The following is a 14,433-nucleotide window of genomic DNA, read 5'->3' on the forward strand; positions in this document are numbered from 1 at the left end:
CCTGCCCTTCCTACGCCGACCGGGCATGGCTGTCCCTGTCCGCCAAATCCGCCAGGACACCCTCACAACTGCGGATCACCACCCGGCAGGCTTCAAGGGCGGATCTGGGAGTCAGCGGGCTTTCAGAAACCCTGCGCCAACGCGCAAGGCAGCGCCGCGCCTCGGCGGCCAGCACATTCAGGCTGGAGCCGGCCGCCAGGCCCAGCCGCAGATCCGGAGCGGTGCCGTGGCCGCCGATGAGCCGTTCAGCTTCTGCCGCCAGTTCGGGGGCAAGGTCCACCCCGGTGGTCCGGAGGGCTGCCAAGAGCCGGAGCTCACGGAACTCATGCGCGTTTGCCTGCAGCCGCTCCAGGGACGCCGCCAACTGTTCCGATCCTTCGCGGGGACGGCTGTCCAGGAGGTTCCCCACCGCAACCAGCGCTGTCCTGGCCTTGAGCGCCTCGGCCCGCGCCTGGAACTGCCGGTCCAGTACGTCCAGCAGGGGGTCCAGGCCGCTGCGGCGGGCCAGTTCGTGGGCCAGCGGCGTTGGTTCCGGGTATCCGTTGCGGATGAGGACAACGGCCAGCCGGATACCGAAAAGCCCGTAGCGCGCCAGCAGTGAGGAGCGTGCTTCTTCCGTTAGTCCCTCAGGTTCCCTGGCCCGGCGGAACCTGTCGGCCGAAAGCATCATGCGTTCGCGTGCGGCCCGGTCCAGGGTGGCCAGCAGTTGGAGGGCCTCGAAGTCCGGCTGGCGAAGGGTACGGGCGCTCTGGGCAAGCAGTCCGGCGACGGGGACAACGCCCAGTGCCAGCTTCCGGAGGTTGGGGTCCCGGCTGTACCTTTCCGCGATGGTGCCGGCGGACAGCAGGGAGTCGATGCGGCCCGCCCCCACCTCGTCGGCCCGGGACAACACCGCGAGGGCGTTGACGGTACCCGAGCGGCCTGCCCCGGTGTCCCGGAAGGATTCAAGGAACCGGAGGTCGGATGCATGCAGGTGGCGCATCAGGTAGATGACGGCATCAGCTTCCGACGCCGAATCCTCCGGGGTCAGGAACCTTACGGATCGCGCTGACACGTCCCGGGAGAGGGAGGCGATGCCGGGGGTGTCGATCAGCGTCATGGCCTGCAGGGCCGGGGCGGGCCATTCGACGTCGAGCCGTTCCACGTCTTCTGCCTGGACGCCGTCAAGGACGAAGACCAGGCGCCCGTCCACGCGCTTCAACGGCAGGTTCCGGGGCTCCCCCTTGGCGGGGTGGAGGGTGATGCGGGGGGTATGCCCGTGCCGGTACCATGTGACGATCCGGGTGCATTCGCCGGTATCAGTGGGTGCAATCTCCTCACCGATGATGGCGTTGAGGAGCGTTGACTTCCCTGCCTTCACCATGCCGGCAACGGCAATTCTCAATGGCTCCGCCAGGCGCCGCGCATAGCCGTGCAGCCCAGCAGTGGCCTGCGGGTCGCCGGCGTAAACTTCCAGCGCTTCCCGGATCAGTCCAGCTGCCCCCGCGGTAGTGGACGGTGTCATCCAACCCCCGCCCCGCTGCGGGTCCCGGCGGCAATAACCTCCGCGGCTATGGCTTTAGCGGCGCGATGCAGCGCATCCACCTTTTTGAGTTCGGCCCTGATGTCCCGGATGCGTCCTTCCTTCTCCTGGGCGTAAGATGTGGCAGCCTTCTGGGCCGCGGCCACCGAATCCGATAACGACCTGTGGTACTCGTCCGCGATCTCGGTGAAGTGGTCGCGGATGGTCCGCTGAACCAGCCGGAGCCTGTCCTTCAGCTGCTTTCCCACCTGGAACGTTACGTCGTCGAGCTGGCGCCTCACCAGCGCTTTCGCTTCTCCCTGCCGCCGCTTGAGCCGCGTTTCCTTGTCCTCCCGGTAGGCCTTGCGCCCCAGCAGCAGTCCGGCGCCCACCGAGAGCGGATTGATCAGGGCCATCCCGAAAATTCCCGTCAGGAGGCCAAACATCAGGACCCCGCCGTAGGACCCGCGCATGCCGATCAGGACTTTCTGGATCGGGTTCACGCGCCCCGGATCCAGTCCCGGCATCTGGTCCACCGGGTCCAGCGCGTCCCCTGAGTCATCCACGTGCAGAACGGGCAGTGATACTTCGTCGGCTGCGAAGTGTTCTGCCACGTGTGCGGCCAGCCATTGCGACCGCTCACTGGTCCAGACGAAGGTGTCGGAGACGGCCGCGGCGACGCACTCTTCGAGCCATTGGGAGAATTGGGGCCAGACCGGGCCGGGATCGCCCTGGTCTATGGCCGTCTCGGCTTCCCGCTGGATCCGGCGCAGGCGGTCCCGGAGGTCGTACTCCATGTCGGCAATGAGGTCGTTGATGCCGTCGCTGAGGGTCAACTGCCAGCGCGCGGAGCGTTTCCGCATCTCGTCCGCCTCTGTCTTGGCCCGTTCAAGGTCTGCAAGCATCTGCGGCGTACCGGCAGGGTTTTCCAGGGCCTCAAGCTCGGACTGCAGGGACAGCCGCAGGTTGTCCGTCACGGACAGCAGGTCCTGGCTGACGGACCGGCGCTGGATGCGCTGTGCCTTGCCCACCACATCATTGCGCAGGTGGGCCACCAGGCCGGGGAAACCCGACTCTGCGTTGAGCTCGCTGTCCTGGAGCCGTGAGGCCTCAAGGCGGAGGTCCGCGGACAACGGGAACAGCGGAATGTCCGGAGCCACCTGGTCCAGGTGTGTCCTGTCCAGTTCCTCCACCCGGCGCCATTCCGGGTAGAGGTCCGTCTTGGAGAGGACGGCCGCAACACTGGGGGTGATCCGCATGGCCTGGCGCAGGAACCGCAGTTCCGGCTCCGTGTATTCCTGGGACGCATCCGATACCAGCAGCATGGCGTCCGCGGTGGGCAGGGCGGTAAGGGTGGTGAGGGTGTGCGTGGAGCCCATGCCGCCCACGCCCGGGGAATCAATGATGCTGAGGCCCCCGGTGAGGATCCGGCGGGGCAGGCAGACTTCCGCGGCCACGAGTTTCCTGCTGTTGCCCGGGTTGCCCTGCTCCGAGACGAGCGCCGGGAGCTCTGCCAGGTCGACGGGCCGGCGCTCCACGCTGCTGTCCCCGCCGTCGCCTGCAGCCTCCCCGCCAGGCTGTTCCGGCGCGGGGACCAGCACCGCGGCGGAGGCCGGGTCCCCGTAGCGGACGACGGTGGGCACCGAGGTGGCAATGTCGTCGTCCACCGGACACACCGGTGCATTCACCAGGGCATTGATGAGCTTGCTTTTCCCCTGTTTGAACTCCCCCACCACAATGACCCGGATACTGGGGTCCTGCAGCCGGGCCATGGCCTGGGCCAGCCTCCTGCGCAGGTCCGCACGCTCTCCGGTGCCCACCAGCTGCAGGCCCTCTTCAACGAGCCTCACCAGCTGGCCGGCGGTCATTGGCCCCGGTGCCCTTGCCGGTCCTGCTTCTGCCACAGCAGCCCCCTTTTCCTGTGCGCTGTCGGTACTGCGGGAACAGCCAGGCAGGAGGTCATTGCCTCCTGCCGGGCGGTTACCTCCCGGGCGTAGCGTGTTGGAACCAGCGTGTTACAGCACGGTGGAGTCGTCAACCACCGAATCGTCGATGGTGGTGTCGTTATCGAGGTCGATGTCCGTGTGGCTGGAGTTGTCCTCCGTGAAGTCGAGTTGGTTGTCCGCGACCACGACGCTGTCCTCCACATTGCTCGTGGCCGAGTTGTCCTGGAACGAGTCCTCCACCGCCACGTCGATGTCCACGGCCGTGGTATTGGAGTTGTCCTGGTTGAAGGAGTCCTCCAGCACGGTCGTGGTGGAGCTGTCCTGGTTGAAGGAGTCCTCCACCTCCACGGTGTTCTGCGTGGAGTTGTCCGAGTTGTCGTTGAACGAGTCGCGGACATCGACGTCGGTGTCGGTGCTGACGGAGTTGTCGGAATGGTCCGAGTTGTCGGAATTGTCCGAGTTGTCGTTGAAGGAGTCGTCCAGGTCCAGGTCCGTGTTGAAGGAGTCGGCGATGTCCGTCTCCTCATTGCCGATGTTGACGTCCCCGCCTGCATGGATGGAATCGTCCGTGGACTCATCGACGGAGCGGTCGGTGTTGTAGGAATCCCGGATGTTGTTCGAGTCCTGGAGATCGGCATCGTCACCGGCGGCCACGGCGTGGTCCCCGGCTGCCACCACGGCGTCGTTGTCGAACCACTGCTCCACGTCCCCGTCCGCCCAGATGTTTTGGCTGACCGACTGGTCCGTGACGGTGTCCCGGTCGTCCACCATGGTGGTGCTGGCGGTATAGGAGAAGTGGTTTACCACGTGGTGCAGTTGCTGTACCGCGTGGGCGTGGTCGTCCTGGTCGTAATTCCTGCCGCCATGGGCGGCCCCCTGGCTTCCGCTGTGGACGGCTGATGCACCCACGGCGTGGCTCGCCGAGGCGCCTGCTCCGGCCCACACGTTGCCGGCGCCGGTGTTGTATTCGCGCTCGAACGACGGCGCGTTGACGGTGATGGGTGCATAGTCCAGGACCACGGGCATTGCAGCGTCAACGTCAGCCAGGCACACGTTCCCCAGGCCGTGTTCGGACAACGCCCTCTCCGGGTCATCCAGGAAGGCCTGGATGGCCTTGCGGTTGCCGAAGAGGTGCATCAGGAATTGAACAAGGTCGTTTGCGAGTGTTGGCATATGCGTGGTCCTCACATCTTCGTTGAGTTACGGATCATCCGGCGGAACGCGTCCGGCTGCTTCAAACCTAGGTTCGCTGCCGGAGACAGGGCATCGGGCGCATTCCCCCTACCGGTTGGGTCCGCCCCGGGGCGCTCCCGCCTCCGCTGCTAGGGGCATTAGGGACTACTCCTGTTGCGGGTTCAGGTGCTGGGAGTTCTCAACGCCGAGGGCCACCCTTAAACGGGCCAGCAGGTCGGACCGGTTTTCGGCGCCAAGGCGGCGGCGGATCCGGGCAATGTGGTGTTCTGCCGTCCTGGGCGAAATGTAGATGGCTTCGCCGATCTCACGGTAGGTTTTGCCCTCAAGCACCAGCCTGGCCACTTCCTTTTCGCGTTCACTCAGACCAGAGCCGTCCGGCTGGTGCGCCCTGCCGCCGTTCTCGGCAGCGGTTCCTGTTTGAATCGCGGCCCCGGACATGCCGCCGGCCGGGCTGCCCTGCGGGTGAAGGTCCCGTGCGCAGGAGAGCAGGCGCATCATGTCCCGCCGCTCGTCGGCACGTGCGGCGGCGTGACCTGCCAGCCTTGCGCCCTCCCAGGGCATTCCAACCGCACCGAGCAGCCTGGCCGCACCCTCCACATCAGAGGTGCGGAAGCGGCCGGCGAGCACCGATACCCAGGCTTTTCCCGCAGTGGCCAGGACTGCGGCAAGCTGGCTGTGGGCGGAGGCCCGCGCCAGTGCCGTTGCGTGCGGGGCAAGATCGGCGGGGCTTTCATTCAGCAGCGCGGCCTGGACGCCCGCCCAATGCAGGGGAACGGCCCACAGGGCCGGTTCGCCCAGGCGGCCCAGCAGCCTCCATGCCTCTTCCAGGTAGTGCGCCACGCGCCGCGTCTCCCGCAGGCGGGCAGCAGCGATCAGCAGTTCTCCCCACGGGAGCAGGTTGTAGAGGTCCACCGAGGTATGGAGCATGGCCTCGCGGGCCCGTTCCCACGCCCTGAGGAGTTCCGGAACGTCGCCGTTCCGCCGGGCGAGACCCACCTCGAGTGCTGCGCACATGAACTCGTCCCGCGGGACCAGCGGCCAGTGGTTGACCTTGGCGGCTTCCGTGGCGGCCAGCCGGGCATCCTCGAGTTTGTCCTGCATCATGCACGCCCAGGCCTGCAGCAACAGGAGCCTTGGTTGTGCGGCATTGCCGCCCTGCCCGGCAGCAACAGCAGCCCTGCAGACGGTTTCCGCCAGGTGCGGCTCACCGGTATGCAAGGCCAGCAGGGCTGCCAGGGCGGCTGGCGTCTCCGGCAGCGGAAGTGATGTTCCTGCCGAGTTCAGCATGTCCGAGGCGTGGATCAGCACGGAGATGCCCTGTTGCGGCTTCTCTCCCAGGGATGCAAAGACTCCCTGGCCGGTCTGGACCAGGGTGGCGGCAAGGAGGGTGGGCGACGCTGCCGGCGCCCCGGGCTGGAAGAACGCCTCCGCACCGTCCCGGTCTCCGACTCCTATCAGGACAACGGCGGCAAGGGGCGCCGATACGCCCACCCGTTCCGGCCCCAACCAGCTGTAGACATCGGCTCCGCGTGCAAGCATCCCCCGTTGCGCCCACACGGAGGCGGCCACGTCCGCACCCCGCCGGGCATCCTGCGGTTCGGTGCTGACCAGGAGCGTGTCGATGGTGCGGGCAGCGGCATCCAGTTCACCATCGCCGGCTGCCGCCTGTGCGCGCCGTGCTGCCGTCGCCACCGGATCGGCGCCGGCCAGGAGGGCCTCCTCATAGAGCTGTGACGCGAGCCTGGGGTTGTGCTCCAATGCACTGTCCGCGGCCAGCTCGAGCTCAGCGGCCACTCGGGCGTCAGACAGTCCTCCACGGGCCAGCTCGCGGGCAAGGCTTCCCAGCCGCTGTCCCGTCGAGGTGAACACACCCACAAGCTCACGCTGGAGCGCGTGCACCTTGGCAATGGGTGTGGCGGCCAGCAGTGCGTGCTGCGCCGTCCCCACCACAGTGCCGTCCGGCCTCAGCAGCCCGGCGGCCTCTGCCCGGTCCACCAGGGCATCAAGGTCCTCCACCCCGCCGTTGCCGAACTTCTGCTGCAGGTCCGCAGGCAGCGGCCCCGGCAGGGCGAAACCCACCGACAGCGCCAGCAGCAGCTCCCGCACCACGGCGTTGGTGCCCTTCAGCTGCCTGGCCATCAGCTCGGCGGCGTGCAACGGGTGCCCCTGGTCCTCCGGTCCTGCGAACGCAGCCTCCAGGTGTTCCTCCCGCTGAAACTGCACGTCCTGATACTGCCCGTTCTGATGCTGCATGTCCTGAAGCTCCGCTCCGTGGATCTGCCCATCCATATCAGGCCGCCGGAGAGGTGGTCGGGGCCGTTTCCACGGCTGCTTCAACAGAAGGGGACGCGGGCTCAAGCGGTGTCTCTTGCGGCAATGACGTAGCTTCCACGGCCACCTCCGTTAGGGTCGTCGAGGGATTCGGGTCAGATGTTGGACTTGTGCTGTCCGGCGAGGTGGGCGGGGTGGTTTCCCCTGTGGACGGATCGGTCGCAGGAGGAGTGGTGGTGTCACCCGTCCCGGAACCGGTTGGAGTTTCGGTGCCTGAGCTCTGCGTGGGTTCGCCTGAACCGCCGGGCTCCTGGGTATTCGAAGGGGTCCCGGACGGAGTGCCTGAATCGGTGCCTGACGGAGTCCCGGAAGCGGTGTCCGAAGGGGTCCCGGAGGAGGTGTCCGAAGGAGTTCCGGAAGGGGTGTCCAACGGGGAGGCGGGATCCACGGTAACGGCCCCGGGAACAGTCCCTGACCCGTCCGGCGTCCCACCGGAACCGGCGAGTGGATCGGGGGCGGCAACTCCGCCTGCCACGACAGGTCCGTCCGCAATGGCGCTGCTTCCCGGCCCCGGCCCTTCACCGCCGGCTGCCTGCCCGGCGGGGGGTGCGGCAGCTGCTTCCAGTCCAGGCTCTGCGGCAAGGGGTTTCCTGGCGCTGGCCTCGACGCCTGCAAAGGGTCCGGGGACCGCCGCTGCCGTTGTTGCTTCCCCGGCACCGGCCTCGGCGGCACCGGCTGCATCTGCGCCAACTGAGCCGCCCGTAGTGCTGGCACCGGCCTGCGGCACGAACATGGCCGTCAGGCTGCCGAAGCCGTCCGGGCTTTGGGCGGCAGTAGCCGTGAGGACCGTCAGGAGAGCGGCGGCCGCGGCAACAGCGGTCACTCGGACGGTAGGTTTTGGAGCGTGCGCGCCCCCGGCACCGTGCCGTGCACCGCGGACGGTGCCTGGCCCTGCAGGCGCACCTGCCGCCGTCGTATATTTGCGTGACCAGCTGGGCATTGCCGGGCCGGTTGGCGCGGGTGGCATGTCAGAGAGTACGACGGCGGATGGAGCCTCTGCGGCGTCCGCTTCGGTGACTGCCGCTTGGGATTCGACTGCTTCAGCTGCGGCGTGGGCAAGGACGGCCGCTACGGCGGCTCCCAGGCAGATGGAGGACTTGGGATCGGCGTCCACGGCGATGGGCCGGTCCAGCTCCTCGGACACCACCTGGGCCACGAGGGGAATCCGGGAGGAGCCGCCGATCAACAGCACCGTGGACAGGTCTGCCGGCTCCAGGTCGAGTTGGGCCAGCGATTGCTCCAGGGCTTCCACCGTTTCCCGCACGGGCTCTTCGATCAGTGCCTCGAACTCTGAACGGACCATGCGGACCTGCTGCTGGACGCCGGGAAGCAGCACCGGAATGCTGGCTTCACTGTCCGCAGAGAGTGCTTCCTTGGCCTCCACGCATTCCCGCCGCAACCGCGTCAGGGCCCCCAGCACCGCCGGATCGCTGGTGTCCAGGCCTTCCAGCGCGTTCCCTGTATGCGCCGCCACGTAACGGAAGACGGCGGCGTCAAAGTCGGCGCCGCCCAGGTCTTCGATGCCCTCCGGGCGCCCCAGGAGCTCAAAGCGGCTGCTGCCGCACTTCCTCAGCACGGCGGTGTCGAAGGTGCCGCCGCCGAGGTCGTACACGGCAATGGTGCTGCCTTCCTCCACCCGCACCTGGGATGCGTAGTGCAGGGCTGCGGCCTCGGGTTCGGGAAGGAGGGTGACCTTCTCCAGGCCATGTGCGGCGAGGGCATCACGGATCACTGAGAGGCGGTGGCTGCCCCAGGCTGCGGGGTGGGTCAGGAAAACGGCCGACGCCGGACCCCCCTCGCGTTCGGCGGCCCGGTCCGCCACCCAACGGGCCATGGTGGCGAAGACGTCCTCCGGCTGCAGCGCCAGGGTGCCCAGGACGAACGGGACGTCGTCGCCAATCCGGCGCTTGAATTCCCGCACTACGCGTTCGGGCGAGTCCAGTCCGCGGCGTTCCGCGGCCTCGCCCACCAGGACCGCGCCTTCCTCGGGGTAGTACACCACGGACGGCACGGAGGCTCCACGCGCACCGAGGGGCAGGCACTCGGGCACGGCGGAGGGACCGTGGTGAAATCGAACAACGGCAGCTGCCGTGAAACTGGTCCCGACGTCAACGGCGAGAGCGTAGCTCATGGGTACCTCGGAAAGCTGGTGTTTCACCTGCAAGCTTCATCACAGGGAACGTCACAAACGTAGCATTACCGAAGGACCGGGGAACACCCCTGTTGGTACATCGAATGGTTATTTACCGGGCAGTAGCCGTAACTGAGTGCCGTCACCCGTTTCGGGTTCAAAAAACCCCGGTTTTTAGGGCCGGAAGGCCCTGTTCCAAGGGCCTGATGATCCTCCCTAGAGGCCTGAGTAGGAGTGGAGCCCGTTGAAGAACTGGTTCACGATGGTGAAGTTGAAGATCACGCAGAGGTAGCCCACGATCGACAGCCACGCTGCGCGTGTTCCGGTCCAGCCGCGGGTGGCACGTGCGTGCAGGTAACCGGCGTAGACCACCCAGATCACGAAGGTCCACACTTCCTTGGTGTCCCAGCCCCAGAACCGGCCCCAGGCTTTCTCGGCCCAGATGGCACCGAACATCAGGGTGAAGGTCCAGCCAATGAAGGCGATGGCGTTGATGCGGTAGGAAAGGTTTTCCAGGCTCAGCGCGGACGGCACCAGGCGCATGAAGCCGAGCTTGTCGGCGCCGCCTGCCGCCACGGTCTTCTGCCGGTGGGACTGCACCAGCTGCAGTGCGGACATGGCAAAGGTCAGCGTGAACAGCGCCGAAGACAGCACAGCGATGGAAACGTGGATGACCAGCCAGTAGCTCTGGAGGGCGGGAACCAGGTGGCCCACCGGGGTCCAGAACGCCACCGAGGCAGCCACCAGCATGATGACCACCAGGCCCACCACGAAGGTACCCAGGAAGCGGAGGTCGCGGCGGATCAGCGAGAGCAGGAACACGGCCGCCACCAGGAACGCGCCGGTGGTGAGGAACTCATACATGTTGCCCCACGGCACGCGGCCTGCGCCCAGTGCCCTGGTGACCACGCCGGCGCCGTGGATGACGGCCGCGAGGGTGGTTACGGCTACGGCGACCCGTGCCGGAACCCGGCGCTCCGCAGCGTACTTCATGTCGCCGTCAGCCGTTACAACGCCGCCGGTTCCTGCGCGGCCGGTCTTGGCAGCGGACGACGACGGACGCTCTGCCCGGCCTGCCGGCCCGTCCAGGCGGGACTCGACACTGGATCCTTCGGGTTCCCCCGCCCCGGCAGCAACACCGGCGGCTACCGGGACCTTGGCGGCAGCACTTGCCTGGGCGGCCTTGAGGTCCACGGCGCGCAGCGCCTTGCTGCTCTTGGCCAGGTCCCAGGCGAAGGCGATGAAGGCCACGGTGTAGGTACCCGCCGCCAGCAGCATGAAGAGTTCGCTGTACTGGCCCATGGTTTCGTTGATTCCGAATGGCATTACTGGTCCTTTTCGGGCCCGGTGGGGCCTGCTGGGGTGGTGACGGGGCCTGCGGCATTGTCGGCGGAGCCTGCGACATTATCGCTTGCCCTGCTGGGAGTTCGCTGGGACTGGACATCGCCTTGAGAGGCAAGGACTTCAGAGGCAAGGTCCTGGGACGCAGAGCCTTCAGGGTCGGTGTCTTCCGGCAGCTGCCACTCGGTGGCGAAGAGTTTCCGGAGGGCTGCTGCCTCGCCGGCCAGGCGGTGGTCCTCGCCACGGGCCAGGAGTCCGTATTCCACCATGGTGCGGCCGTCGTCAGCGGTGCCCGTCCGCACCCAGACGCGCCGGCGGTTGACGTAGAGCGAGAGGATGAGGCCGGCCACGGCCAGCAAAGCGAAGACCAGGGCGTAGGCCTGTCCGGGGTTGTGGTGGATGTCCACGCCGATGTACCGCTTCACGCCGTCGAAGCTGATGGTGCCTTTGCCGTCCGGCAGCGTGTAGGTGGAGCCCGGCGCCAGGGTGATGCCGCCGGCGGCCAGGTTCCTGGCGTTGAGCGGGGTCAGGTCCTTGACGTCCAGCTCGAAGACGTTCTGCGGGGCGCCGCTGTTCAGGCCCAGGTCCCCGTAGTAGGAGTTCAGGGTCAGCTGGGGGTTGAACAGCTCCGGGTCTGCGCTGAAGGAGACATTCTTGTCCGTCACGAACGCGGTGGGCAGGAAGAAGCCCACGAAGCCCAGCTGGTCCGGCTGGGCATCGGGCACCTTGATGACCACGGAGGAGTAGTAGTTATCGCCCTGGAGTTTGGCCACCACGGGGCCCTGCATGGCCACGTTGCCGGCTCCGTCCCGGATGGTCACCACCGGTGCGTAGCCGTTACCGGTGAGGTAGATGCTGGTCCCGCCCAGGGTCACGGGATCGTTGACCTTCAGGATTTCCTGCTTGGGCGGGGCGTCCGGGTTTTCCTTGGTGGTGACGGTGGCGGCGAAGTCGATGGGCTGGCCGAACTTGCCCCTGGATTCGCGGTCGAACGTGATGTTGAACTTGTCCAGCTGGAGCGAGTACGGCTGCAGCTGGCTGGACTGGAAGTTGGTGCCCGGGTTGAACTGGTCGTAGCCCACCAGGGTGTTCACGAAGGTGTCGCCTTCCACCAGGATGCGTTGGCCGCTGTACCCGAACAGGCCGCCCGCGGCCACGGCCACCAGCACGCCGATCAGCGAGGTATGGAAGACGAGGTTGCCCACTTCCTTCATGAACCCGCGCTCGGCCCCCAGCGACGGGCGGTTGCCGCCGGCGTCCCGGACCTCAACCCGGTAGCCGCGCTTCCGCAGCAGCCCCGCGGCACCGTTGATGGCGTCCGACGCCGGGATCCCGGCTCCGGCGGGAATCACCAGGGTGCCGTATTCCGGCAGCCGGGAGAGGCGCTGCGGCGTGCGTGGCGGCTGGGAGCGCATGGCTTTGTAGTGGGCGATGGCGCGCGGCACCACGCAGCCGATCAGCGAGATGAACAACAGAAGGTAGATCGCTGAGAACCAGGCCGACGAGTAGACATCATAGAGCTGCAGGGAGTCCAGCAGCTTGCCGTAGTCCGGGTGGTCCTTGATGTACTGGGTCACCACGGCCGGGTTGGCCGGCCGCTGCGGGAACAGGGAGCCGGGGACGGCGGCGACGGCGAGGAGCAGCAGCAGGAACAGCGCCGTGCGCATGCTGGTCAGCTGGGTCCAGGCCCACCGCAGCATGCCCCTGGGCCCCAGGGCCGGAAGGGCGGCCTGGGCCTTTGCTTCCGCAACGGGGTCGGATTGCTTCTTCTTTACGTTCACACGCTCGCTCATCAGATCGGCAACTTCACGTCGGTTTGGAACCAGTACTGCAGCCCTGTCACCCAGGTCCCCCAGACGCCGGTGGCCATCAGCAGCCCGAGCACCACCAGGATTCCGCCGCCGGTCCGCTGGATGGCCAGCCGGTGCTTGCGGAAGAACGCCATGACGCCCATCCCCCGGCGCAGGGCCAGCGCGATCAACAGGAACGGAATGCCCAGCCCCAGGCTGTAGACGAACGCCAGGAAGGCGCCCTTGGCCGCCGAGGATCCGCCGGAAAGGCTCAGCAGCTGGACGGCTGAATACGTGGGTCCGATGCACGGCGCCCAGCCCAGGCCGAAGGTCAGCCCCAGCAACGGCGCCCCCCAGAGCCCGGCCGGTGGTTTGGCATGGATCTTCGCGTCCCGCTGGAGCCAGCTGAAGCCGCCCATGAAGACGATGCCCATGATGATCACCAGGACTCCCAGGAGCTGGGTGATCCACGCGTTCTGGCTGCCGGTGATCAGGGTGCCCAGCTGGCCGAAGGCGCCGCCCAGCAGGACGAAGATCACCGAGAAGCCGAGGACGAACAGCCCGATCCCTGCCAGCATGCGGCCACGCTTTTGCTTTTGCAGGTCCACGCCGCTCAGGCCCGTGACGTAACCGAGGTAGCCGGGAACCAGTGGAAGGACGCAGGGGGACAGGAAGGAGACCAGTCCGGCGAGCAGTGCCACCGGAATGGCCAGCAGGATGGAGCCGCTGAGGATGGCTTCAGCAAAGGGGCTGTTCACGGTCCCGCCCTACTCGGCCACGGCGGCGCTGATGAGGGCCTTCAGGGTGCCCTTTTCAATCTCGCCGAGGACGCGCGAGGCCACCCGTCCCTGCTTGTCCAGGACCAGGGTGGTGGGCACGGCGCCGGGCGGCACCAGGCCGGACACAGACAGCAGGACGCTGCCGTCCTTGTCGTCAAAGCTCGGGTAGGTCAGATTGAAGGTCTTCTCGAACGCCTCCGCCGTGGGCTTTTCGTCCCGGAGGTTGACGCCGAAGAACTGGACACCCTGGTCCTTGAACTCCTGGTGCAGTTCTTCGAGGAGCGGTGCCTCCACCCGGCAGGGGGCGCAGGCGGCGAACCAGAAGTTCAGGACGCTGACCTTGCCCTGGAAGTCGGCGGGGGTTACTGCGGTGCCGTTGAAAAGCGCACCCTGGATCTGCACGGCTTCCTTACGGTCCGCCGCGGCGAACTCGGTCACGGAGCCGTCACCCGCCACATAGTTTTTGTTGTCGCCCGCCTTGGCCTGCTTGGCCAGCGCATCCTCCTGGGCACAGCCGGACAGGCCCAGGGTCAGTGCGGTGAGGGCCAAGCCGCCGGCAGCGAGCATGCTCCGGCGCGAGGGAAGGTTGTTGCTGCTCACGGTCAGGCTCCAGGGGTGCTGGCGGCACCGGGAAGAAGGGATGCCGCGGGTTCGCTGTACTCGACCCGCAAAAGCGAGCCGTCGTCGTCGAACACCAGGGACGTAACGGAGGTCAGGGTGCACTCGCGCTTGCGCGGATCGTGCCACAGGGGCCGGCCTTCGGCACTCAGCCGGGCCGTCCAGATGGGCAGCTGGTGGCTCACCAGGATGGCCTCGGGCCCCCGGGCGCCGAAGTCGCCTGCAGCCAGTTCGATGGCCCGCAGCCGGGCGTCCTGTGCAGCGGCGGCCACCCTCGCGGCCTGCCGCTTGTACGGTTCGCCCCACGACGGGCGCAGCGGGTTGAGCAGGCGCGGCCAGTGGCGCGGCCGCCGGAGCTCGGCCTTGGTGACCTTCATGCCCTCGAAGTAGTTTTCGGCTTCGATGATTCGCTCATCGGTGTGGATCTGCAGGCGCAGGGCTTCCGACGTCGGCCGCGCAGTCTCCTGCGCACGGTCGAGCGGGGAGGCGGCCAGGTAGGTGATGCGGGCGCCGAGCTCGGCGCGCTGCCGAAAGTGTTCTGCGAGCGTCCGGGCCATCTCCTGCCCCAGTTCGGAGAGGTGGAATTCGGGAAGCCGCCCATAGAGAACGCCGTCGGGATTATGGACCTCGCCGTGGCGGAGCAGATGGACAGTGGCTTGGGGCATGTTTACCAGTTTCTCAAAGATGGCGTGCGATCCGAAATCTTCCGCACATGCTTTCTACAAACAGTAGAACTGAAGTTTTTGAAGAAATGTTCCGGAGCCGGGAACAAAACATGCAAATGCATGTTTATACTTGATGC

10 protein-coding genes are annotated in these 14,433 nt (G+C 67.0%); all 10 read right to left on the bottom strand.

Going from position 1 to position 14,433, the window contains the following annotated elements; genetic code table 11:
- Positions 1 to 10: 10 nt before the first annotated feature.
- The 10 genes from FBY36_RS04950 to FBY36_RS04995 all read right to left on the bottom strand — a co-directional run bounded on the left by FBY36_RS04950 (position 11) and on the right by FBY36_RS04995 (position 14,296).
- Positions 11 to 1,504 carry a dynamin family protein gene (locus FBY36_RS04950; RefSeq protein WP_142117596.1) on the bottom strand — a complete coding sequence of 498 codons (1,494 nt, stop codon included), beginning with the start codon at positions 1,502 to 1,504 and terminating at the stop codon, positions 11 to 13.
- Positions 1,501 to 3,369 carry a dynamin family protein gene (locus FBY36_RS04955; RefSeq protein ID WP_142122494.1) on the bottom strand — a complete coding sequence of 623 codons (1,869 nt, stop codon included), beginning with the start codon at positions 3,367 to 3,369 and terminating at the stop codon, positions 1,501 to 1,503. Before FBY36_RS04955 ends, FBY36_RS04950 begins: the two co-directional genes overlap by 4 nt.
- Before the next feature lie 147 nt (positions 3,370 to 3,516).
- Complete coding sequence (locus tag FBY36_RS04960; protein ID WP_142117597.1) at positions 3,517 to 4,620, bottom strand: IniB N-terminal domain-containing protein; 1,104 nt, start codon at positions 4,618 to 4,620, stop codon at positions 3,517 to 3,519.
- 165 nt (positions 4,621 to 4,785) lie between these two features.
- Entirely contained in the window at positions 4,786 to 6,894 is a 2,109-nt protein-coding gene (locus FBY36_RS04965) for a LuxR C-terminal-related transcriptional regulator (protein WP_142117598.1), read from the bottom strand.
- Between the two features lie 37 nt (positions 6,895 to 6,931).
- Positions 6,932 to 9,103 carry an Hsp70 family protein gene (locus FBY36_RS04970; protein ID WP_142122495.1) on the bottom strand — a complete coding sequence of 724 codons (2,172 nt, stop codon included), beginning with the start codon at positions 9,101 to 9,103 and terminating at the stop codon, positions 6,932 to 6,934.
- A 216-nt stretch (positions 9,104 to 9,319) separates the two neighbouring features.
- On the bottom strand, positions 9,320 to 10,429 hold the full coding sequence (ccsB, locus tag FBY36_RS04975; protein ID WP_142117599.1) for a c-type cytochrome biogenesis protein CcsB: 1,110 nt from the start codon (positions 10,427 to 10,429) through the stop codon (positions 9,320 to 9,322).
- On the bottom strand, positions 10,429 to 12,237 hold the full coding sequence (resB, locus tag FBY36_RS04980; RefSeq protein ID WP_142117600.1) for a cytochrome c biogenesis protein ResB: 1,809 nt from the start codon (positions 12,235 to 12,237) through the stop codon (positions 10,429 to 10,431). The genes ccsB and resB overlap by 1 nt, the downstream gene beginning before the upstream one ends.
- The gene (locus tag FBY36_RS04985; protein ID WP_142028950.1) at positions 12,237 to 12,992 is read right to left on the bottom strand and encodes a cytochrome c biogenesis CcdA family protein; all 756 of its coding nucleotides are present in this window, start codon (positions 12,990 to 12,992) and stop codon (positions 12,237 to 12,239) included. The genes resB and FBY36_RS04985 overlap by 1 nt, the downstream gene beginning before the upstream one ends.
- Before the next feature lie 9 nt (positions 12,993 to 13,001).
- The gene (locus FBY36_RS04990) at positions 13,002 to 13,580 is read right to left on the bottom strand and encodes a TlpA family protein disulfide reductase (protein WP_142122496.1); all 579 of its coding nucleotides are present in this window, start codon (positions 13,578 to 13,580) and stop codon (positions 13,002 to 13,004) included.
- A 35-nt stretch (positions 13,581 to 13,615) separates the two neighbouring features.
- Positions 13,616 to 14,296, bottom strand: a complete 681-nt coding sequence (locus tag FBY36_RS04995; protein WP_142117601.1) for a histidine phosphatase family protein — start codon at positions 14,294 to 14,296, stop codon at positions 13,616 to 13,618.
- Positions 14,297 to 14,433 lie beyond the last annotated feature (137 nt).

Source organism: Arthrobacter sp. SLBN-122 (assembly GCF_006715165.1).
Classification (GTDB): domain Bacteria; phylum Actinomycetota; class Actinomycetes; order Actinomycetales; family Micrococcaceae; genus Arthrobacter.